The organism is Achromobacter sp. ISS7, from assembly GCF_056523125.1.
Genome location: NZ_JAWRZD010000001.1, coordinates 5,271,126 through 5,292,625 on the forward strand (window position 1 = coordinate 5,271,126; position 21,500 = coordinate 5,292,625).

At 64.0% G+C, this 21,500-nt stretch carries 15 protein-coding genes and 1 tRNA gene; 6 read left to right on the plus strand and 10 right to left on the minus strand.

What is annotated here, in order from left to right; translation table 11 throughout:
* Positions 1-257: 257 nt before the first annotated feature.
* A complete protein-coding gene (locus tag AC1HFW_RS23990; RefSeq protein WP_116521071.1) occupies positions 258-581 on the plus strand; it encodes a YXWGXW repeat-containing protein in 324 nt (107 codons plus the stop codon).
* Here the strand turns inward: AC1HFW_RS23990 and AC1HFW_RS23995 are convergent.
* The 6 genes from AC1HFW_RS23995 to AC1HFW_RS24020 form a co-directional block, all read right to left on the minus strand.
* Positions 554-1,060, minus strand: a complete 507-nt coding sequence (locus AC1HFW_RS23995; protein ID WP_479285379.1) for a hypothetical protein — start codon at positions 1,058-1,060, stop codon at positions 554-556. The genes AC1HFW_RS23990 and AC1HFW_RS23995 overlap by 28 nt on opposite strands.
* 508 nt (positions 1,061-1,568) lie before the next feature.
* The gene (locus AC1HFW_RS24000; protein ID WP_479285380.1) at positions 1,569-4,499 is read right to left on the minus strand and encodes a DEAD/DEAH box helicase; all 2,931 of its coding nucleotides are present in this window, start codon (positions 4,497-4,499) and stop codon (positions 1,569-1,571) included.
* A gap of 135 nt (positions 4,500-4,634) precedes the next feature.
* A complete protein-coding gene (locus tag AC1HFW_RS24005) occupies positions 4,635-5,726 on the minus strand; it encodes a hypothetical protein (RefSeq protein ID WP_479285381.1) in 1,092 nt (363 codons plus the stop codon).
* A gap of 206 nt (positions 5,727-5,932) precedes the next feature.
* On the minus strand, positions 5,933-6,124 hold the full coding sequence (locus tag AC1HFW_RS24010; protein ID WP_479286544.1) for an antitoxin VbhA family protein: 192 nt from the start codon (positions 6,122-6,124) through the stop codon (positions 5,933-5,935).
* Positions 6,125-7,127: 1,003 nt separating this feature from the next.
* Positions 7,128-7,212, minus strand: a tRNA-Leu gene (locus tag AC1HFW_RS24015).
* A gap of 118 nt (positions 7,213-7,330) precedes the next feature.
* The gene (locus tag AC1HFW_RS24020) at positions 7,331-8,722 is read right to left on the minus strand and encodes a nucleobase:cation symporter-2 family protein (RefSeq protein WP_061073176.1); all 1,392 of its coding nucleotides are present in this window, start codon (positions 8,720-8,722) and stop codon (positions 7,331-7,333) included.
* A gap of 145 nt (positions 8,723-8,867) precedes the next feature.
* Here AC1HFW_RS24020 and AC1HFW_RS24025 point away from each other — a divergent pair, with 145 nt between their 5' ends.
* From AC1HFW_RS24025 to AC1HFW_RS24045, 5 genes are all read left to right on the plus strand, one after another.
* Complete coding sequence (locus AC1HFW_RS24025; protein WP_479285382.1) at positions 8,868-10,274, plus strand: DKNYY domain-containing protein; 1,407 nt, start codon at positions 8,868-8,870, stop codon at positions 10,272-10,274.
* 203 nt (positions 10,275-10,477) lie between these two features.
* A complete protein-coding gene (gene htpG / locus AC1HFW_RS24030; RefSeq protein ID WP_479285383.1) occupies positions 10,478-12,367 on the plus strand; it encodes a molecular chaperone HtpG in 1,890 nt (629 codons plus the stop codon).
* 250 nt (positions 12,368-12,617) lie between these two features.
* Complete coding sequence (locus tag AC1HFW_RS24035; protein WP_006391571.1) at positions 12,618-12,875, plus strand: helix-turn-helix transcriptional regulator; 258 nt, start codon at positions 12,618-12,620, stop codon at positions 12,873-12,875.
* Positions 12,872-14,134, plus strand: a complete 1,263-nt coding sequence (locus tag AC1HFW_RS24040; RefSeq protein WP_479285384.1) for a HipA domain-containing protein — start codon at positions 12,872-12,874, stop codon at positions 14,132-14,134. The genes AC1HFW_RS24035 and AC1HFW_RS24040 overlap by 4 nt, the downstream gene beginning before the upstream one ends.
* Positions 14,135-14,330: 196 nt before the next feature.
* Positions 14,331-15,530: an MFS transporter gene (locus AC1HFW_RS24045; protein WP_006391569.1), complete on the plus strand. Its 1,200-nt coding sequence runs from the start codon at positions 14,331-14,333 to the stop codon at positions 15,528-15,530.
* Positions 15,531-15,533: 3 nt separating this feature from the next.
* Here AC1HFW_RS24045 and AC1HFW_RS24050 read toward each other — a convergent pair whose 3' ends face one another.
* Genes AC1HFW_RS24050 through AC1HFW_RS24065 form a run of 4 tightly spaced genes read right to left on the minus strand, consistent with a single transcriptional unit; the run spans position 15,534 to position 21,310 of the window.
* Complete coding sequence (locus AC1HFW_RS24050; protein WP_479285385.1) at positions 15,534-17,702, minus strand: TonB-dependent receptor; 2,169 nt, start codon at positions 17,700-17,702, stop codon at positions 15,534-15,536.
* 41 nt (positions 17,703-17,743) lie between these two features.
* Positions 17,744-19,204 (minus strand): ABC transporter permease subunit, encoded by a 1,461-nt coding sequence (locus tag AC1HFW_RS24055; protein ID WP_479285386.1) that lies wholly within the window; start codon positions 19,202-19,204, stop codon positions 17,744-17,746.
* Between the two features lie 10 nt (positions 19,205-19,214).
* Positions 19,215-20,603, minus strand: coding sequence for an ABC transporter permease subunit (locus tag AC1HFW_RS24060; RefSeq protein ID WP_238891567.1), 1,389 nt, complete (start codon positions 20,601-20,603; stop codon positions 19,215-19,217).
* Positions 20,600-21,310: an ABC transporter ATP-binding protein gene (locus AC1HFW_RS24065; RefSeq protein ID WP_006391565.1), complete on the minus strand. Its 711-nt coding sequence runs from the start codon at positions 21,308-21,310 to the stop codon at positions 20,600-20,602. Before AC1HFW_RS24065 ends, AC1HFW_RS24060 begins: the two co-directional genes overlap by 4 nt.
* Positions 21,311-21,500: the final 190 nt, after the last annotated feature.

The following is a 21,500-nucleotide window of genomic DNA, read 5'->3' on the forward strand; positions in this document are numbered from 1 at the left end:
ATGTCCGCCGGTCGGCGGAAATGCGGCGAATGGTATCGGCCGGGCCTGGGTCGGAGAATCGGGGAATTCCCCTTAAATCCACTGGGCGGAATTTACCGGGGCCGGATGGGCGGGCCGCCGGCCCTGTGGCGGGCGCCACGGCGCGAAATCCACTGAAACCATCTGCTCCCGGCGCGTAACCATTTCGATAATTCCTTCCGCGCACACTGGCCTCACCGCGTCCGCAACGGCGGACGCGACTGCGAGGGAGATGCATCATGAAGAATCTTGTCAGAGCCGCGATGACCGCGGGCGCCGCGGTGGTCCTGTCCCTGGGGGCGCTTGCCGTGCCCGGCGTGGCGCAGGCCGGCGTGGCCATCAGCATCGACGTGGCGCCGCCGCCGCCCCGCGTGGAAGTGTTGCCGCCGCCGCGCGTGGGCTACGTCTGGGCGCCGGGCCATTGGGAATGGGTGGGCGGCCGCCATGCCTGGATCGAGGGCGTATGGCTGCCGGCGCGGCCGGGCTATGTGTACCACGGGCCGGAGTGGCGCCAGCGGCATGGGCATTGGGTGTATTACGAGGGGCGCTGGGGGCGCCGTTGAAATTGCGCCTGGGGTGAGGGGCAGCGATCGACGTCCAGCGTCATGACCCGAGCCGGCGCGCCGGCCGCCCAGCCTTCGGCAAAGATCAGCTGACCCTGGAAGCGCGCGTGGGGATATTCACGTAGCACGCCAGGGCGGTCTTCGAAATGCCGCGCGGCCTGGATCAGCCCGGCCAGCAGGGACTGCACGCGTTGCAGTTGCCGCGCGGAGTCGTTGGCCTGGGCACGCGGATGCAAACCGTCCTGGCGCGGCATGCCGACGTTCTCGCGGCTGCCATAGCCGAAGGAAACGACCAGGACGTTGAAGTCGTTCTGGTTGGGCAGAAAGGCCCTGGCGATCTCGCCATAGAGCACTTCGCCATCCATTTCGACGGCGTAGGTCTCGTGTCCGCATTCGTCCCATCCACGGATGCCACCGGCGAACCGGGCGCGCCCTTCGGGCGCGGATACCCAGTCGAAAGTGCGCTCGTAAATGCCCATGTTGAAGCCTCCGTGCGTGTTGGGGGAGCTTACCCTGGCTCTCATCCTGACAGCCGTCTCCAAGGGCAAGGACACGGCGCACGCATAGCGCCATCCAAACAAAAAGCCGCCACTGCAATGCAGTGGCGGCTTTTTCAATCTGGTGCCCGGGACCGGAATCGAACCGGCACGCCTTGCGGCGAGGGATTTTGAGTTGGGGATTTACAGTGTTTGTACAGGGAAATCGGGCGAATTCTAGCGTAGGTTGAAACAGGTAAAACCAGTTTAAAATCAATAGGTTAGTGTATTTTTCATCAGTTGGTGAACACTGGTCATTGTACCTGTACTGCACCTAATTTTCGGGTCTGCCGTGGTATCACAGCGACCACATGGGGAGACCAGCAGCCCGTTGCGGTCGGTGTCGCTGTATGTACCAGTGAGCAAGTGACATCGAGCTCGGGCCGGGGGGCGTGTCGTCTGATGACGTACCGGGGCCGAGCGCGGACCTGGACATGCTTACGTGGATCTCCTATGCACTAGTCAGCCAGCGCAACTCAACCCCTTGCGACGTAAGGCTGTCATTTGCAGCAGCCATTACTGCCCTTACGTTCTCGACTAGGCCTCCTGCTGACAGCCCTGGTTGAACCGCATACACCGTAAGCTGGATATCTATAGGATCACAATTTCGCAAGAGATCGAGAGCTACGTCCCTAGTGCCGAATAGAAATGGTGAATGGCCGCGCCCCACGCGTATAAGCGTCCGTCGTTCAACGTGTCGTATCAAGTCGTCCTTCCGCTGGAACCTGCCCGACTTCACGGACTGGCCCGCTAGTTCGTACACATCGTCCACTCGCTCCCCGGATACAGGTCCGCCGGCCCCCTTACAGTGATAGAGCGACACTGACAAGCGATTAGCAGGCATGGCTCGGGCTACGATGAAATCCGCGGCTTCGCCGGATCGGTGGTCATAAATGATGAAGCTGTTATCCGGGAGGTCAAGTAGGTAGTCTTGTAAGAACCGCTGCACTGTCATGCGATCCGGATTCTTCAAGTCAAACTCGACCTTTATGTCACAGCCCCCCCAGTTGTGAATGACCAGACTTTCTGGACGAATACCCGGGCTGGCGCGACGCCGCTGGAGCGTGCTTCGAGTGAAGGAATCCAACTCCTTCGTGAAGAAGACAAGACCGTTATCTTCAAGCCATTCTTCGATAGACTCCCTTCGCCCCTCTGCACTGACTACGCGTATGGGCGAATCGTGGGTGATTAACAAAAATTGAGGACTTTGGTTCAAGCGATATCGAAGTTGCTGATTTTTACCACCGTCACCCAGACGAAATGTCAGTGAAGAGCCATCTCCACTTACTACTATGTCGGTCACTTCCAAATCCAGGATGCATGTTCTGAAGATGTCGGCACCATCACCTATAAGCACCACGGGGTTGTCCCTGTACGCGTTCTTGGACCAATCCGTCATGAAAGTGGACGCCGGAATTCTTTGGAGTGTCTCGCCATAGGGCAGTAGGTCGAGGCCAGACCGGCCGATGTTGATCTGGTCCGCCGTCATGCGTGCGTGCAGCGCCTCCATCCAGTCGAGAATGTCAGAAATCGAAAGTTTCCCGTTTGACCAAACTCGGCCACCTGCGCTCGCACCGATAATTTCGGTTTCGCCGTTGACCTGCCCACGTCCCATGAAATGACCCTGCGAAAAATTCGCGGCGTCAGAATCTCGAACGCCTCGGTCGGCGTTGCTGCCAGCGACGATGCGGTACGACTCGGCCGTAGCTATGGGGGATGTGCTCCGAATTCCAACACTATAAAACTCTTGGTCCGTCATCCCGTTCAGTACCTTCCGAATTTGCTCGAAGGCTAACGGCGTCGCTTTCCCATCGAAGAAGACCTCGAGGAGTTCCGCATAGTAGCGCTCAGAGCGCTCAGTCGCGGTTATGAAAACGAGCTGCGAGATCGGGAAATACTTCAAGAGAAAGCATTCATGCGCTGCGTCGACCAATTGGTCGTCGCGATACCAGATGGGTGACCGAACGGACTTGGCCACAAGTAGATAGGTGGTCCCATCGTCACTACGCCATGCATTCGTAACCTGCAGGGACTTAAGCGTCTCCGGCGCTCTATCAAAGTTAGGTGCTTGGCTGGTCCTAAATGCTGCCACATGTTGCCCTAGCCGAAACGCTCCCGGGTTCACGGCTTCGTAGTCCGCCGAAGGATGGCCCGCTTGAGCGAACGATTGAAGGGTCTCGCGTTCACGAATCGCCAGGCCCTGACGTGCTTCGGCGACATCCGCGAGGAGAACGTCCCAGTCGACTCCCTCCCTGTAGAGCTCCGTGCTCTCCGCTTCAATTTCGCGTGGCACTGCTAAGAAGGTCGCAGGGCCAGTGTTCTGGTCGTTCGTTCGTGAGAACCGGCCTATGAACTGCAGCGTCGGAACCAAGGATTTGTGGGCACTGTGTAGGACTGCAATTTTGAATTTCGGGAAATCGTAGCCTTCCCCGAACATGTCCACACAGACCACTCCGTCAAGTTCGCCACTAACGAGCCGATTCTCGACATCTTCAATCTGCTGCCGAGACTTTCGGCTAGAAACCGCCTCGACTCTTAGGCCTGCGGCCACATACATGCCCGCAAGCCGGTCGGTATCCGCAATACGCTCAGTACGCGCGAAAAGTCTGTGTTGCAAACCTGCTTCCGCGTCTCGTCTGAATACTTCCACGGCGGTTGTCACCAAGGCTTCGTCACGCGTTTCAGGAAGTGCATCGTCATCAACTACCACCGGGTGGAAGGCGACCTTGCCAAAGGCTCTTTCCTCCACTGCACGACGCAACGAGTAGTAAAAAACAAGCCGTCCCGGCAGTTGTCTGCGATCACGACGAAACGGCGTCGCACTTAGGAGGATGTGGCGAGCGTGCGGCGTTGCTCGGATGAATGCTGCCCACGTCCGTGCGGGCGAATGGTGGCCCTCATCGACTAGGACTAAGTCGAACAGTCCGTCAGGTGGTAGCGGTACACCTTCCACCTCGGGACTAGCCGAGTGAGGAGTACAAACAACGACGTCGAATTGCTCAAGCGCTTGCCACGCCTCAGGCCCGCCGATTCGTTGCTCAACGATGGCTACTCGCGGCCCGTGTAACTCCGGCTCGCCAGGCAGCGCGTTCAGTCGACGAAGCGTTTCAAGGTTTTGAAAGGCTTTGGCTGCTTGGCTACGCAAAGGGCCCGTTGGCGTGACCAGCAGCACGCGCCGCGCTTGCAGAAGGAAGCAAGTAGCGGTGAGCACGGCTGTCTTGCCGTATCCCGTCGGCAAGGAAACAATAGCGGGCTCATGCCGCTCGATGAAGTGCGCCGACAACGCAAAAAGCGCGCCGACCTGTCCGCGTCTTAGTCCTGAATTGGGCGTATTGCCCTCACGGACGACTAGACGCGACGCGTTCTCTTGAAAGTACGCCATCGCCCCCCTCCCAATGTCTCCACTAGAAAAACTGAAGTTTTATTAAAGATATACGTTGCTGGCCGAGGAAACTTTTTCCCATGCTAGTTTTTGAGTGGCAGCAATCTATTAGCAACAGCCTATTGCCCTACACCGTTAGGTTATATCTACGACAGAGTCACGGAACTCTTGCGCATAGATAACAACAGTGTCTTCATTTGACGCTACTAGATGCTCCGCATAGAGTGCCGTTAATTCGGAGTAATCAAGCGGTCTAGAGCCAATTTTTCCTTTATTAAATAGCTGCTCAAACATTTCGCTCGATAGCGACACGTCGCGAATTTTTTTGTATTCGAGAATGTCCTTCCCTTGGGGGCTAAGACTCTTGCAATCATCAATTCGACAGATCGGTAAATGTTCGCCAGTAGAGACAAAGCTCTGATCTGCTCTCTGAAGTTTGTCTGTCGGTCGTAAAAATCCAGCACAGCAAGGGAAACGATACGTATTGGAACTCTCCGGTTGGTCACAGGCTTTCTGAGCACAGGTGAAATTCTTCAAACGAGAAAGCTGCTTCTGCATCCGTTCGTCCGTGAGGTACAAAAACTTTTCTTCCCAAATCTTATATTGCACGGCGACTATGCTGGCCGTCTCTTCGGTCGGGCTATGTCTCTCGTAAATGATGTCTGCCCCAGTAACATGTTCCGGTTTGTCTGGGTGTAGCACGCGGACTCTGAGGATGTTTGAATCGGGTAGTATGAAATCCCTGTATGCTTGACCGGAGTGGAATGCAGGAACAGTTCGCTCTACCGCCATGGTGTCACGAAAGATGAGTTGATTCTCAGTGTGCGGAACTGGGTTGAGCTCTGTCTCTGCGGCGACAAGAATTGCCAACCGCCGTTTCAATTGATCAACCTTCGCTCTGTCATTCTTATTCTGCCTCGCGACTTCAAGCAGATCCTTGATGTCAGCGATATCAACACGGAGCAGAGACAACGGAGCCACTGTGGCGCCGGTCTTTATTGACTTGAGCCTAGCGCGCTGCCGATACTCTTTTGCCGTATCACTTTCCCTTTCTCTTCTAAGAATACTGGTGTCGGCACCAAGCAAAGCGGGATACAGCTCGCCTCCCAGTTCGAGAGCGTTGTCATATGTCGCTTTAGCAAGATCACCCTTTGCAGCTATTTTGGTGAGTCCCCTAAACGCATTGAGCGTAACCCATTCGGAATTGATTCTTGATGTTTCGGACATATGCGAGAGGTACGGTCAAAATAGGATGGAGGAATTTACTCATAATAAACATGCTTGCCGGTCAGTTGACGCCGAACTCGGTCAGTTCGGATTCGATGCCGTGACAACCGTTGCTATGTTTGACTTACCGAGCGTTACTGGTACGCGTAATACAAAAACCGGCGGCAGCCTATCCTGCATTAGTCCCCATATCCTAAATTTCTTCGTCATGACGAAGACTTTGGGAGCGCTAATGCGTCAGCGCGCGGCTGCACAAACTCTTGCAGGCTTATCTGACCATCGACGAAACGCTGAGCGTGGGCCTCATCTGCTTCACTGAGCGAGAAACCTTCTAGACCGACGGAGGCCCGCGCATAGTTAACTGCCGATTGCCGGCGGCTGCGTTCGGTATCCGATATGGTTTTGCCGGGCTGTTGCCTGCATTTACCCTTGCCATGGTGTTTCCTTGCCGTAGGTAACTCGATCTTACAAGAAGTATGGATAATTCGGTTTAGGTACGCGCAGCCACAGAGGTGGTGCGCTGAAATTGTCTTGTTTTACCTGTTATGGACGCCGATATCGGCTGCGTATTAGCCGTAGTTTCCAAAGAGGCTTTGCCTCTCTGGACTCTCCACCCTCGCCGGCGGGAGCTTCGGGGGCAGGGGGGGCGGGCTTTGGCCCGAACTCCTGCCCCCGGGCATAGCGTGGGGCGTTCCTGCCGCGTCAAGGGGTCGTGTCCTCGCCCTGTGGTGCGGGCCGCACCAACCCCTTGACCCGTCATCCGCTCGACGGCACTGCTACTGACGTCGTTTGGCCGGAAGAGGTGTCAAGGGCGGGACCGGAAGCCGCAGCCCGAAGCGCAGCGCAGGGAACGGGTGAGGATCCCGGGCGAAGCCTTCACCCTTGATGCCTCTGGAAGCCATGCAGCCTGTCGGCCGGGGGGGAGGAACAAGGCGAAGCCGTTGGGCCTGCCCCCGCGGCCAGCCCGGCAAGAACGGACGCGAGATGCAACCGAAGGGGTTGCCCAAGCGTAGCGCGGAGATATGTGCGGCCATAAATGAAAAGGCCTCGCTGATGGCGAGGCCGATGCGAACGCAACATGCACATCACTTACCGTTGACGGAGCCGCCCGTTGCAGGTCCTCAATTCTTGCCCATGTTCTGCAAGAGTGATGGCAATTTCGAGGATGTAGGCCATTGACTGCTCAAACCATTTGTCGAACCATTTTTCTGTGACCGGAACCGAATGGATTTTTGCGCGTATCGGCTGAGGTGCGCGTATAGAAGAGAGCGAGGCAGATAGAGTTCAGATGTAGATGGGCTTGGTGTGTCAAGGGCAAGCGCGTTGCACTGCTCTTGCGGGAGCAATCACTGAACCCAAACAAAAAGCCGCCACTGCAATGCAGTCGCGGCTTTTCTAATCTGGTGCCCGGGGCCGGAATCGAACCGGCACGCCTTGCGGCGGGGGATTTTGAGTCCCCTGCGTCTACCAATTTCACCACCCGGGCAGGCTGGTCGCGGGGCCGTCCAGGTGACGGTCGCGGGTAAAGCGAAGACCGCGATTATATGCGGTCTGGCGAAAATTGTCAGGCAAGGGGCCGGTGCGAGGGGCGCCGGCCCGCGTGCTTACTTCTTTTCCGGCAGGAACCAGTTCATGACCAGCGCGCAGATGCCGCCGGTGGCCACGCCGGATTCCAGCACGCTTTTCACCGAGTGCGGCAGGTGCGACAGGATCTCGGGCACTTGCGACACGCCCAGGCCCAGGGCCAGCGACACGGCGATGATCAGCAGGGCGCGGCGGTCCAGGTGGATGCCGGCCAGGATGTTGATGCCGGACGCGGCCACGGCGCCGAACATGACCATGGCGGCGCCGCCCAGCACGGGTTCGGGCACGGCCTGCAGCACGCCGGCGACGGCGGGGAACAGGCCCAGCAGGATCAGCATGCCGGCGATCCACACGCCGACGTGGCGGCTGGCGATGCCGGTCAGCTGGATGACGCCGTTGTTCTGGGCGAAGACCGAGCTGGGGAAGGTGTTGAAGACGCCGGCCAGCAGCGAGTTGGCGCCGTTGACCAGCACGCCGCCCTTGATGCGCTGCATCCACAGCGGGCCTTCGACCGGTTGCTTGGAGACCTTGCTGGTGGCGGTGACGTCGCCGATGGCTTCCAGCGAGGTGACCAGGTAGATGATCAGCATCGGCACGAACAGCGCCCACGAGAAGCCCAGGCCGAAGTGCAGCGGCATCGGCACCTGGAACAGGGCGGCTTCTCGCGCGCCGGTGAAGTCCAGGCGGCCCATGTAGGCGGCGGCGATGTAGCCGACGGCCAGCGCCAGCACCAGCGCGGTGCTGCGGATCCACACGACCGGCACGCGGTTCAGCAGGATGATGGTGCCCAGCACCAGGCCCGACAGCGTCAGGTTCTCGGCGCTGGCGAAGGTGCCGCTGGCCATGGCGCCGAAGCCGCCGCCCATGCTGATGAGGCCGACCTTGATCAGCGTCAGGCCGATCAGCAGCACGACGATGCCGGTGACCAGCGGGGTGATCAGGCGCTTGACGAAGGGCAGGATGCGGCTGATGCCCATTTCGACGAAGGAGCCGGCGATGACGACGCCGAAGATCGCGGCCATCACGGCCTCGACCGGCGTGCCCTGCTTGACCATGACCGAGCCGCCGGCGATCAGCGGGCCGACGAAGTTGAAGCTGGTGCCCTGCACGATCAGGAGACCCGCGCCGAGCGGGCCGAAGCGCTTGCACTGCACGTAGGTGGCGATGCCGGAGATGACCAGCGACATGGACACGATCAGCGTGGTGTCGCGGCTGCTCACGCCCAGGGCCTGGCAGATCAGCAGGCCGGGGGTGACGATGGGGACCAGGATGGCCAGCAGGTGCTGCAGGGCGGCGACGAAGGCGACGGGAGCCGCGGGACGGTCGTCCGGGCCGTAGACCAGGTCGTGGCGGGGTTCGGCGTCGTCGGACGCGCCGTGGGAGGGAGATTGGGTCAGGGAGGCGGGTTGCATGGCAGGGAGCCGGCCGGGGGGGATGGGAGGAAAGTGCGGCATTTTAGCGGGGAAGGCCCCCGGGCGCAGCGCGCGCTTCGAACCGTCGCCAGGGGGCTTGATAGAATTTTGGTCCGCCAACCCTGGACCGACGAATCGGGAATCGATGCAGACGCGCACCAAAGGGATCGTGATCGCGCTGGTCTTGCTGACCGCCATCCTGCCGCTGATGCTGCTGATCTGGCTGGTCGACGGGGGCGACGATTTCGCCGCGATCGACCATGGCGAGTCTTACGGCAGCAGTATTTACAAGCGCTATCAGGGCGCGGTCTACGCGGCCGTGCCCAGCAACGGCTATTACCGCGTGAACGAGGCGGACCCAGCGGGTCTCGAGTCCTTCGACACGGGCCGCTACGACGGCCGGCAGGCGGCGCGCGACGGTCGCCATGTGTATTGCGGCAACCTGGTGCTGCCGGACATGCGGCCCGCATCGACGCGCTACCTGGGCAACAGTTACTTCAGCGACGGAGCGGTCACGTACTTCTGCGGGTTTGCGTCCGAACGCAATCTCGAGCTGGGCCGGTTGGACGAGCTCTGGCAGAAGCTCCTGTACCGGGCCGGCAAGGGCGACAAGCCGCAGACCTACCTGTATCCGTTCCTGGCCCTGCCGGCCAGCGCGCAACCCTATCGGCCGCTGCTCGATCGGCAACTGGCCACCGATGGCGCCCGCGTGTTCTACGAAGGCCGAGAAATGCGCCAGGCGGATCCGGCGCGGTTGCGCCGCATCGCCTCGATCCAGCGCGGCGAGGCGCGGCCGGGCGACAACTTCTTCGGCGATGGCCGCCGGGTCTATTACCGGGAGACGCTGCTGCCGCTGTCGGACGATCCGGCGCTGTACACCTTCACGGTCGGCAACCTCTACCGCCAGCCTTATCTCCATGATCCGCGCGATGGCATGGTGTACCTGGGCGCGATGGCGTTCGACCCGGCCCATGCGCCGTACCGGCTGCTGAACGAGGCGGGCGCCCATGTGCTGCATGCGCTGTTCGCCAGCAAGGACGGCATCTATTTCTACAACAGTGAGAAGCAGGTGGTCGAGCGGGCGGGCGACGATCCATTCGCGGCGGGCGGCTTCACGGCGCTGTCGCCGTATGTGTTCTGGGACGGCCGTCAGTTGCTGTTCCTCAAGGGCAAGGAAGTCTGGAGCCGTTCCCGCGGGGGCGGCGGCTTGCTGTCCCGGTCCACGCTGATCCTGCGGTTCAAGGACGCGCCGACGGGGCAATGGGTCAAACTGGGCGACGTCTATCACGGCTTCGGGTCGGTCTGGCGCAACGGCGACGCGCTCTATTACCTCGACGAGCTGGGCGCGACCCAGCTGATCTACAGCCCGATCTATCGCATCCTGGATCCGATGGCGGCGGATTTCCTGTTGCGTTCGCAGCAGACTCGCCAGATCAAGGCGGACGACATCCGCAAGCTGGTGCATAGCGGGAAGCTGGCGGTGCCCGAGTCCGACGAGCTGCTGGAGGCCAAGACGCGTTATCGCAGTGGCGTGCTGTCGATTTTTGATTGATGCGCGGGACGCCGCGGGGGCGTTCTTTCGTTCATGAGGCCCGCGGGGGGCCTTCGTCCCTTGTCGGGATGGCCCGCGGTTTTCCGGTCTTGAAATATTTCAGATGGCCCCCATCACAATAGGGTTTCCCGGAGACCGCCCGGGCCATGCGCCCCGCTATCCGGCTTCCTTTTGTCCCTAATTTTCCGACTTTTCATACAACGATGAGCCAGAACGCCACGTCCGAAACCCTGGGATTCCAGGCCGAGGTGAAGCAACTGCTGCACCTGATGATCCATTCGCTGTACAGCAACAAGGAAATCTTCCTGCGCGAGCTGGTGTCGAACGCCTCGGACGCCTGCGACAAGCTGCGCTTCGAAGCGATCGACAACCCGGCGCTGCTGGAAGGCGATGGCGAGCTGGCCATCACCGTCAGCTACGACAAGGACGCCCGCACGGTCACGATTTCCGACAACGGCATCGGCCTGTCGCGTGAAGAAGCCGTGGCCAACCTGGGCACCATCGCCCGTTCCGGCACGCGCGAGTTCTTCTCGCAGCTGACCGGCGACAAGCAGAAGGACGCGCAGCTGATCGGCCAGTTCGGCGTGGGTTTCTATTCCTCGTTCATCGTCGCCGACAAGGTCACGGTGATCAGCCGCCGCGCCGGCGCCACCGACGCCATCCGCTGGGAGTCCGACGGCCAGGGTGAATTCACCATCGCCGCCGCCGACAAGGCCACGCGCGGCACCGACGTCACGCTGCACCTGCGCGCCGACGAAGACGAGCTGCTCAACGGCTGGAAGCTGCGCGAGATCCTGCGCCGCTACTCCGACCACATCTCGCTGCCGATCCGCATGGCCAAGGAAGAGTGGGACGCGGAGAAGGGCGAGCAGGTCAAGACGGACGAGCTGGAAACGGTCAACCAGGCCAATGCGCTGTGGGCCCGCAACAAGGCGGACGTGACCGAGGAGCAGTACCGCGAGTTCTACAAGACGGTGTCGCACGACTACGACGACCCGCTCGCCTGGACCCACAACCGCGTCGAAGGCCGCAGCGAATACACCCAGCTGCTGTACGTGCCCAAGCACGCGCCGATGGACCTGTGGGACCGCGACGGCCGCCGCGGCGTCAAGCTGTACGTCAAGCGCGTCTTCATCATGGACGACGCCGATCAGCTGCTGCCGTCGTACCTGCGCTTCGTGCGCGGCGTGATCGACTCGGCCGACCTGCCGCTGAACGTGTCGCGCGAGATCCTGCAGGAAAGCCGCGACGTGCGCGCCATCCGCGAGGGCTCGGCCAAGCGCATCCTGTCGCTGCTGGAAGACCTGGCCGAGAACAAGCCGGAAGAGTACGCCACGTTCTGGTCGGAATTCGGCCAGGTGCTCAAGGAAGGCGCGGGCGAAGACCACGCCAACCTGGAACGCATCGCCAAGCTGATGCGCTTTGCCTCGACCCAGACCGGCGACCAGGCCCAGACCGTGTCGTTCGCCGACTACGTGGCGCGCATGAAGGAAAGCCAGGACAAGATCTACTACGTCACGGCCGACACCTTCGCCGCCGCCAGCAACAGCCCGCATCTGGAGATCTTCCGCAAGAAGGGCATCGAGGTGCTGCTGCTGTCCGACCGCGTCGACGAGTGGATGCTGTCGTACCTGCGCGAATTCGACGGCAAGTCGCTGGTGTCGGTGGCCAAGGGCGGCCTCGACCTGGCCGAGCTGGCCGACGAGGAAGAAAAGAAGCACCAGGCCGAAGTGGCCGAGGACTTCAAGCCGCTGGTCGAGCGCCTGCAGAAGACCCTGGAAGACCAGGTCAAGGAAGTGCGCGTCACGCTGCGCCTGGTGGATTCGCCGGCATGCGTGGTGGTGGGCCAGAACGAACTCAGCCCGCACCTGTTGCGCATGCTGAAGGCGGCCGGCCAGGAAGCGCCCAACGTCAAGCCGGTGCTGGAAATCAACCCGGAACACCCGCTGCTGGCGCGCATCCGCGCCGCCGACGACGGCGAGTTCGACCAGTGGGCCCGCCTGCTGCTCGACCAGGCCCTGCTGGCCGAAGGCGCGCAGATCGCCGATCCGGCGGCGTTCGTCAAGCGCCTGAACGCGCTGCTGCTGAAGTAAGCGGCTGGCGTGACAGGTGAAAAGGCGCCCGCGAGGGCGCCTTTTTCATTGGCGGGGGGCGGAAGGCCGAGGATTCGCCATGCGCGGACCAGGCTACCGCACCGGTAGAAGCGGCCGTGGCATTCCCGAGCGGTAATTTTTAGACAAAAATGCAGCGGTTCGAGCATAAAAATTACCGATCGGTAATTTAATCCGCATGTCGTGGGAATATCCGCGTAAACTTACCGTACGGTAATTCTGAGAGTTTCCCATGCCCTCGCCATCTTCCGCCGATGGAGCCTCCATCGCCATCCACACCTCCGCCGAACTCGGCGAATTGGTGAAGGACGCGCGCCGCGCGCAAGGGTTGCTGCAAACGGACCTGGCCGGCCTGTCCGGCACCGGCAATCGCTTCGTGGTGGACCTGGAGCGGGGCAAGCCAACGCTGCAGTTGCAGAAGGTGCTCGACATGCTGGACCTGCTGGGCCTGGAAGTGCGGGTCGGTCCCAAGCGCGTGGGCCGGCCATGAGCGTCGACGCGCTCGATCTCTACCAGGCGGATCGCAAGGTCGGCCGCCTGTTCGACGAACGGCCCCTGCGTTTCGTCTATGACGACGCCTGGCTGGGATGGCCTGCGGCGCATGCCATCGCGCCGGACATCCCGCTGCGCGACGGCGACCATGCCGGCGAGGCGGTGCATGCCTTCTTCGAAAACCTGCTGCCCGAGGGGCGCCTGCGCCGATTCCTGCAAGTCAGCCGCCATGCCACGACCGTGTTCGGCCTGCTGCGCAGCGTCGGGGGCGACACGGCCAGCGGCCTGACGATATGGCCGCAAGGCGAACGGCCGGCGCCGCCGCGCTATCGCGCCACGACCTGGGGCGAGATCGCCGCGCGTCTGCAGGATCCGGCACAGCCGGCCCTGGTTGCCGAGAACGCCGACGGTGCGCGCATTTCACTGGCGGGCGCGCAGGACAAGCTGCTGCTGATGGTCATGCAGGATGGCGCGCCGGCCTGGCCCGAGGGCGCCGCGCCCTCCACGCATATCCTCAAGCCGGACATCCGCGGGTTTGATGGCGTCTGGTCATCGGCGCTCAATGAAACCCTGGTGATGCAATTGGCGGCGCGCCTGGGGCTGGGCGTGGCCGAGGCGGGCCTGCAACCGGATACCCGGGCGTGCCTGGTCACCCGCTACGATCGCGCGCCGGACGGCGCGGGAGGCCTGCTGCGCCTGCATCAACTCGATCTGTGCCAGCTGGCAGGCAAGCCCTCGGATGTGAAATACGAAGCCGATGGCGGGCCGTCGCTGGCGCAGTGCCGCGAACTGCTCAGGGGCATGGGCGTCAACGCGGCGGACCTCAAGCGCTTCCTGCAGTGGGTGCTTTTCAACCTTTGCGTCGGCAATAACGACAGCCATGCCAAGAACCTGTCCGTGCTGCAAACGCCGGATGGCCAGTACCGCCTGGCGCCGTTCTATGACCTGATGTGTACCGCGTTGTACCCTGGCCTGGCCCGCAATTTCGCGTTCGCCGTGGGCGGCGAGTCCAGGCCGGGCCACATCGGCCGCGGGCACCTGGATGCCATGGCGCGGGAACTGGGCTTCAGCCCCCGCTATGTGGCTGGCGTGGCGCAGGCGCTGGTGACGGAATTGCCGCCTGCGCTGGAAACGGTGCAGGGCGACCTGGCGCGGCAGGCTACGGCGGGGACGGAAAGCACGCTGCTTGAGCGTCTGGGCCAATGGATCCGGGCCAACACTCGCAAGCTCGCCAAACGCTGGGAATTGCCGGGCTGACCTCGCCCGCGCCCTGGAAACCCTCCCTTCATTCATGACTCCAGGTCAAAAGTCTTTCCCCGTTTAGTTGCTTTTTCTGTAAGGGTATACCCGTCATACTGGCCGCCTGTCTTCCGATCAGACTCGTCCCACGCCCCGGCCTTCGCCGCGACGCCCCTGGATTCCCTGGTCGGCGCATCCATACCAAGGAACCCGTATGTCCACCCATGAAACCCCGCCGGTGAAAGCCGGCCTGCCATTGCTGGCATTGGCCGTCGGCGCCTTCGGCATCGGCGTCACCGAATTCTCTCCCATGGGCCTGCTGCCCGTGATCGCCGACGGCGTGGGGGTGTCCATCCCCAGCGCCGGCATGCTGATCAGCGCCTACGCGATCGGTGTGATGCTCGGCGCGCCGCTGATGACGCTGGCGCTGTCGCGCTGGTCGCGCCGCAAGGCGCTGATCGTGCTGATGGCGATCTTCACGCTGGGCAACCTGCTGTCGGCGCTGTCGCCCAACTACACCACGCTGCTGCTGGCGCGCCTGGTGACCAGCCTGAACCACGGCGCCTTCTTCGGCCTGGGCTCGCTGGTGGCCGCCAGCGTGGTGCCGCGCCACAAGCAAGCCAGCGCGGTGGCGACGATGTTCCTGGGGCTGACCATCGCCAACGTCGGCGGCGTGCCGGCGGCGACCTGGCTGGGCCAGGTGATCGGCTGGCGCATGTCGTTCGCCGCGACCTCGGTGTTGGGGCTGGTGGCGATGCTGTCGCTGTGGTTCGCGTTGCCGGCGGGCGAAGCCGGACGGCGTCCGGACATCCGCCATGAACTGGCGGTGCTCAAGACCCCGGTGGTGCTGGTGGCGCTGTTGACCACCGTGCTGGGCGCGGGCGCGATGTTCACGCTGTACACCTATGTGGCGCCGACCCTGGCGGAGCTGACCGGTGCGTCGCCTAATTTCGTGACGGCCATGCTGGTGCTGATCGGCATCGGCTTCACCATCGGCAACACCGCGGGCGGCCGTTTCGCCGACCGTTCGCTCGATGGCAGCCTGATCGCCTTCCTGGTGCTGGTGATCGTCGACCTGCTGGCCTTCCCGTGGCTGGCACAGACCCAGGTGGGCGCCGCGATCGGCCTGCTGATCTTCGGCTTCGGCACCTTCGCCGTGGTGCCGCCGCTGCAGATGCGGGTGATGCGCGCCGCGACCGATGCGCCTGGCCTGGCCTCGTCGGTCAACGTGGGCGCCTTCAACCTGGGCAACGCGGTGGGCGCGGCGGCCGGCGGCGGCGTGATCTCGGCCGGCATGGGCTATGCCGCGGTGCCGGTGGCCGGCGCGATCATCGCCGCGGCGGGCCTGGCGCTGGTGCTGTGGCAGCGCGCCGCCAACCAGCGCCAGCGCAAGCTGGCGGTGCAGGGCTGCTGATCCTCAGAACTCGAACGTCGCGCCCAGCTCGTAGGTGCGGCCCGGCGCCAGCAGCACCTGGCTGGTGGCGCGACCGCCATAGTAGGCGTAGAGCTTGTCGGTCAGATTGCGCACGCGGAAGGTGATCAGCGCCGGCCGCAGGCGGTAGCTGACCGCCGCGTCCACGGTGGTGTGGCCGTTGATGCGGATCTGGTTGGCGTTGTCGGTGTAGATCTTGCCGGTGTGGTTCAGGCCGACGAAGAAATTCATCGGTAGTTCCTTGAGCCGGTAGTTGGCGTACAGGTTGGCGACGCGCTCGGGCACGTTGGGCGGGGTGTTGCCCACGCGCGAGGTGCCGTCGGCCTCGGTCAGCGAATCGAAGCGCGCGTTCAGCGCCGCGATGTTGCCGGACAACGTCAGTTGCGGCGTGACGCGCCAGTCGGCCGAAAGCTCCACCCCGCGCGATGACTGGCGGCCGTTGTTGACGGTCACGCGCGGGTCATTGGCGTCGCGCGTCAGCACGTTCTCGAGCTTGATGTGATAGACAGCCGCGGTCCATTCGACGTCGCCCAGGCTCTGCTTGAAGCCGGCCTCCCATTGCTCGCCCTTGGCCAGCGGGAACGAGGCGTTGGACTGCGACAAGAGGAACAGCGAGCCCACCGGGATGGTGGCGTTGGTGTACTGCGCGTACACCGATGACGACGGCGTCACGTCATACACCGTGCCCAGCCGCGCGGAATTGGCGCTGTAGCGGGTGCCGAAGGCGCTGCGGGTGCCGGCGTTCAGGTCGGTGACGCTGCGGTCGACGCGGATGCGGTCGTAGCGGTAGCCGCCCACCACGGTCCAGCGCTCGGTCAGCTTGAGCGAGTCTTCCAGGAACAGCGCGGCGCCACGCACGTCGGTGGTGAAGTCGGTGCGGTTGCCGGGGCCGCTCATCAGCGCCGGGTCGTCGTTGAAATAGCCCACGTCCGGATTCCACAGCGATACGCGCAGGGTGTCGCCAGTGCTGGCCGAACGGTTCGAGAAGCGACGTTCGCTGTCCAGCTTGGTCTTGCTGAGCTCGCCGCCGATCACGAACTTGTTCGACAGGCCGCCGATCGTGCCATTGTGGGTCGCGTCGAAACGGTCGATCAGGTAGCGCTGGTGGTGCGTGATGATGGTCTGGTCGCGGTCGATCGAGCCGGGGGCGCTGAAGGTGGCCGACTCCGAATTCTTCCACAGCCGGTCGACCTTGTTCATGGCCAGCTCGTTGCGCAGCGTCCACGACGACGTCAGCTGGTGCGTGACGCGGGCCCGCAGCCAATAGGCCTCGGCCTCGTTGCGGTCGTCCAGCACGTTGTAGTTCTTGCCGGCCAGCGCGCGGTCCAGCACGCGGCCGTCGGGCGTGCTGACCACGCCGGTGGGGTCCTTGGCCAGGCTGCGCGGGATCAGCGGCGTGCCCCAATAGGCGTGGCCGGTGTCGCGCGAGTAGTCGAACGACAGGTCCAGGCGGGTGGCGGGCGCGACGTCGAAGGCCACGCCGGTGGTCAGGTGGTCGAGCTTGTTGCTGTTGCGGTCGATGGTGCCGACACGGCTGTCGTTGTGGCTGTAGTCGATGCGGTAGGCGCCGGTCTCGCCGAAGTTGTCACCCAGGCCGATGCCGGTGCGGATGCTGCCATAGCTGCCATACGAGAACATCGCTTCGCGCGAGGGGTTGTCGCGGTCCGGGCGCTTGGTCTGGAAGTTGACGATGCCGCCGATGGCGCTGTCGCCTTGCAGCACCGAGGCCGGGCCTTTCAGGACCTCGATGCGCTCGTAGTTCCAGGTGTCTTCGACCCGGTTGGTCGAGCCGGCGCCGGACATGCGCAGGCCGTCGTACAGATACAGGATGTCGGTGAAACCGCGCGACGATAGCGTGGTAGGCGAGGACGGCGGGCCGCCGCCGGCCAGGCCGGTGGCGCCGCGCAGCGCTTCGCTGAGGGTGGTGGCGCCGCGCTCGCGCATGGCTTGCTGCGACACGATCTCGACCGAGGCCGGCGTCTCGCGCAGGGTCAGGCCGAGCCGCGAGGCGCTGCTGCTGCGGCTGTCCAGGTGCAGGCTGTCGGCGTCGCTGGCGGCTTCCACCCGGATGGCGGGCAGTTCGGCCTCCTGGGCCTGGACGTTGGGCACGGCGGTGCAGGCCGCGAGGGCGGCGGTGGATACGACTCTTCTCATGACGCTTTCCCGAAACTCGATGGGGGGTGAAAAACCTGTGTCTAGACCACGCGATAGCGGCGCAGGCGCCAGCCGGCCAGTCCCAGCAGCAATGCGGTGGGCGCCAGCAGCTGCAGCAGCGCGCGCACGGCCCGCGCGCGGACCGCGGCGGGGTCTTCCTCCTGCCACTGGAAGACCGGCATGGCGGCGAAGTCCGCGGTCGTGATGGCGCGGCTGGCTTCGATGCGGGGCAGGAAGAAATCCTTCCAGGCGCGGTGGTAGGCGTCGATTTGCCGCATGAAATGGGCGTGGCGGCGCTGGCCGGTGCCGGCCAGCGCGGTGATGCCTTCAAAGGCCACCGCCGCCGGCGACAGCACGCTGTAGCGCGCCACCAGCGCCTGCTGGCGTGCCATCTGCGCGTCGAAGCGGTCCAGCTCGGGCTGCATCGCGGCGTCCACCTGGCGCTCGACGCGGGCATGGCCGAGGGGGCGGCCGGTGATCTCCAGGCGGCCATCGCGCGGGATCAGCGCGTCGGGCTTGTCCATGTGGCCGTAGTCGGTCGACAGCAGCGCGGCGTGGTCGCGCATCGCCAGCGCCGTGGCCACGCGGGTGCGCGTGGCCAGCTCGGCGCGCGACGGCGCGGGGCTGGCGTAGGCGGCCACCAGGTTGAGCAGCACCGGCACCACCAGCACCAGCAGCACCCAGCCGACCATCAGGATCATGGCGTTGGCGGCCGACGACTTGCCAAAGGCGTTGACTGCCACCACCGCGGCGAACCAGAACAGCGCGTAGGCGCCGACCAGCAATGCCCACCAAAGGGTGGCGCTGGCGGCCTGCAGTGCCTGGGGGCGGGCCAGCAGCAACGCGGCCACCGGGAGTAGCACCGCCGCGCCCAGCAGCACGGCCGCGCGCAGCGCGATCTTGCCGCTGATCAGGGTCAGCAGCGCCAGCGGTTGCGACAGCAGCAGCCGCAGCGTGCCGTCTTCCTTTTCGCCGGACAGCAGGTTGTGGCCAAGCGCGAAGATCAGCAGCGGCAGCAGGTAGACCACCACGAACGCCAGGTCGAAATGGCCGCTGAGCAGGTGCCAGGGGTTCTCGATGTCGTTGTTGTGGATGAAGTTGACCTTGCTGTCGTAGGTCACCTTGAACTGCGACGGGAACAGGTCGGTCTGGCCCAGCGCCACCGGGGCCAGCGGCTCGCTGGGCATGATGGCGTAGTGCGCGCCCAGTCCGCCGCCCATGTTGGCGGGGCTGGCGGGGTTGCCGAACGGCGTCGGGGTTTCGCTGCCGTCCATGATGCGTTGCAGCTGCGCCAGCTGGCCGGCGCGGTTCTGCGCGTCGGCGCGCGCCAGCGCGGCCTGGGCCTCGTCGCGCAGCGATGTCTGCAGCAGTCCGTTGAAGACCGCGTAGCCCACCAGCAGCAGGAACAGCAGGCCGCACAGCCACAGCGCGCGTTCGCGCGTCAGCAGGCGGAGTTCGTGCCGCAGGACCATCCCGAAGCGGCGGAATTGCGAATCGTGCACCTGGGATCTCCTACAGGGCGGTCTGGCGGGCCACGGCGCGCCAGGCGAAGGCCAGGCTCAGCAGCAGCGCGGCGCCCAGCATCAACAGGCTCAGGCGCGCTTGCCGCAAGGCCCAGCCGGCCTCGGGCGGCTGGTAGCGGAACGGCGGCACGCGGGCCCACAGCGACGGGCTGGCCTGATACGAGAAATGCAGGTGTTCCTGCGTGTCGGCGTGCGCCACCAGGTCGGCGCTGACGATGTCCTGGATCACGCGGCGCTGCTGCTCGGCGGCGGTGGTGAAATCGCGGTGGTGGGCGAAGTCGGTGCCGGCCATGGCTGCGGACAGCGCACGCACCGCCAGCAGCGGCATCAGCCAGCCGGCCGATTCCTGCACGGTCTGCTGCCGCTCCCAGGTGTCCCACAGGCGGCCGAAGTGGCGGTCGTAGACGGCATAGCTGGACTGGTCGTCGAGCTTGAGCGCCAGGCCCCACTTGTTCAGCGGCACGTCGCGGCTCCAGCGTTCGGTGGTGCCGAAGGCCTGCATCCAGACGCGGTCGGACGTGGCCTTCAGGTCGTCCTGCAGCGCCTGATTGAATTCCAGCCGCGTCGGGCTGGGATAGAGGCCGCGCGACAGTTCGGCCATGACGCGCGGCGCGATCACCGTGTTGGCGATCCACAGCGCCAGCAGGACGGTGATCGCCACGCGCGACGAACGCGCGGCCGCCGACACGCCCAGCGTGAGGAAGACGAAGACCGCCAGGTAGATCGCATAGCCGCCCGCCAGCACGGCGAACCGCCACAGCGCATCGGCGCGTCCGCCCGCCAGCCACACCGCCGCGATGGCGGCCAGCGCGGCCGGCGCCAGCAGCAGGCCCAGGCTCATGGCCAGCGCCGTGGCCTTGCCCCACAGCAGGCGCCAGGGCGCCACGCCCAGGCTCAGCGTCTGGCGCAGGATGCCTTGTTCGCGTTCGCCCGAGAAGGCGTTGAAGCCCAGCACGATTACCAGCAACGGCCCCAACGCCTGCAGGATCCAGGCTGCGGACAGGTCGCCGAAGCGTTGCAGGCCGGTGGCGTCCTGCGCGGGACGGAACTTGACCTCGCTCTGGCGGTGCGCCTGCAGCCAGACGGTGCTGCCGATGTACGGATTGATGCCCGGGTCCAGCAGCGCCAGCGTGGTGTCGGGCTTGAAGACGTGCATGCCCTGGTGGGCGGCGTCGTGCGGATGGCGCGCGCCTTGCTTGAGCCAGTCGGCGTAGTCGGTGTTCTGGGCCGCGGCCTGCTCGGCGCGCGCTTCCTGCTGGTGCAGGTAGCCGACCGCCAGCGCGGTCAGCAGCAGCACCGCAACGATGCCGCCGGCCCAGTACAAGCGGCCGTCGCGCAGGCGTTCGCGCAGGTCCTTGAGGGCGATCAGCAGGATCATGCGCCGGTCCTCATGTGCGCCAGGTACAGCGCCTGCAGGTCGGTGTCGTCGATCTGCTTGCTGTCCAGGCTCTCGACCAGCCGGCCGCGCTTCATGATGCCGACGCGGGTGGCGGTCTGGCGGGCGTGGAACAGATCGTGGGTGGTGGCCAGGATGGCCACGCCACGCTCGCTGGCGCGTTGCAGCAGGCGGGTGAATTCGGCCGCGGCGGACGGGTCCAGGCCAGAGGTGGGTTCGTCCAGCAGCAGCGCGCGCGCATCCTTGGCCAGCGCCACGGCGATCCAGACTTTCTGCCGCATGCCCTTGGAATAGGCGGAAACGCGCTTGTCGGCTGCTGACGGATCGAGGCCGACCTCGGCCAGCAGTTCCAGCAGGCGCGCGCGCGGCGGGGCTTCGCCCAGCGCCAGCGCGGCGAAGTAGCGCAGGTTCTCCAGCCCGCTGAGCGTGCCGTACAGGTTGACCTGCTCGGGGATGTAGGCCACGTGGCGCTTGCTGGCCAGCGGTTCGCGCGCCACGTCCAGGCCGTGGATCCGGGCCTGGCCGCCGTCGGCGTCGATGAAGTTCAGGAACAGGTTGATGGTGGTGGTCTTGCCGGCGCCGTTGGCGCCCAGCAGGCAATAGATCTCGCCCGGCTCGATGCGCAGGTCCAGCGGGTGGAGCGCGATCTGGTCGCCGTAGCGTTTGGTCAGGCCGATGGCTTCGAGCACTGCGAGTCCTTCTTCGTCCGAAGATGCGGGGAAATCAATGGGAGGGGGAAACGGGCAATTCCGGCGTGTTCCGCGGCGGATTGGGAATGCCTATCATTAGTGATGATATAACATAACGTGATTATACCGCCACACCTCGCGCGGAACTCTTCCGAAATCGGCGATACAAAGAAGAAGGGCGCCCACGTGT

Coding starts and splice junctions, on each gene's coding strand:
- AC1HFW_RS24050 (WP_479285385.1), bottom strand. CDS start 17,702: ATGAGAAGAGTCGTATCCACCGCCGCCCTCGCGGCCTGCACCGCCGTG.
- AC1HFW_RS23990 (WP_116521071.1), top strand. CDS start 258: ATGAAGAATCTTGTCAGAGCCGCGATGACCGCGGGCGCCGCGGTGGTC.
- AC1HFW_RS24000 (WP_479285380.1), bottom strand. CDS start 4,499: ATGGCGTACTTTCAAGAGAACGCGTCGCGTCTAGTCGTCCGTGAGGGC.
- AC1HFW_RS24040 (WP_479285384.1), top strand. CDS start 12,872: ATGAGCGTCGACGCGCTCGATCTCTACCAGGCGGATCGCAAGGTCGGC.
- AC1HFW_RS24060 (WP_238891567.1), bottom strand. CDS start 20,603: ATGATCCTGCTGATCGCCCTCAAGGACCTGCGCGAACGCCTGCGCGAC.
- AC1HFW_RS24045 (WP_006391569.1), top strand. CDS start 14,331: ATGTCCACCCATGAAACCCCGCCGGTGAAAGCCGGCCTGCCATTGCTG.
- AC1HFW_RS24020 (WP_061073176.1), bottom strand. CDS start 8,722: ATGCAACCCGCCTCCCTGACCCAATCTCCCTCCCACGGCGCGTCCGAC.
- AC1HFW_RS24025 (WP_479285382.1), top strand. CDS start 8,868: ATGCAGACGCGCACCAAAGGGATCGTGATCGCGCTGGTCTTGCTGACC.
- htpG (WP_479285383.1), top strand. CDS start 10,478: ATGAGCCAGAACGCCACGTCCGAAACCCTGGGATTCCAGGCCGAGGTG.
- AC1HFW_RS23995 (WP_479285379.1), bottom strand. CDS start 1,060: ATGGGCATTTACGAGCGCACTTTCGACTGGGTATCCGCGCCCGAAGGG.
- AC1HFW_RS24005 (WP_479285381.1), bottom strand. CDS start 5,726: ATGTCCGAAACATCAAGAATCAATTCCGAATGGGTTACGCTCAATGCG.
- AC1HFW_RS24035 (WP_006391571.1), top strand. CDS start 12,618: ATGCCCTCGCCATCTTCCGCCGATGGAGCCTCCATCGCCATCCACACC.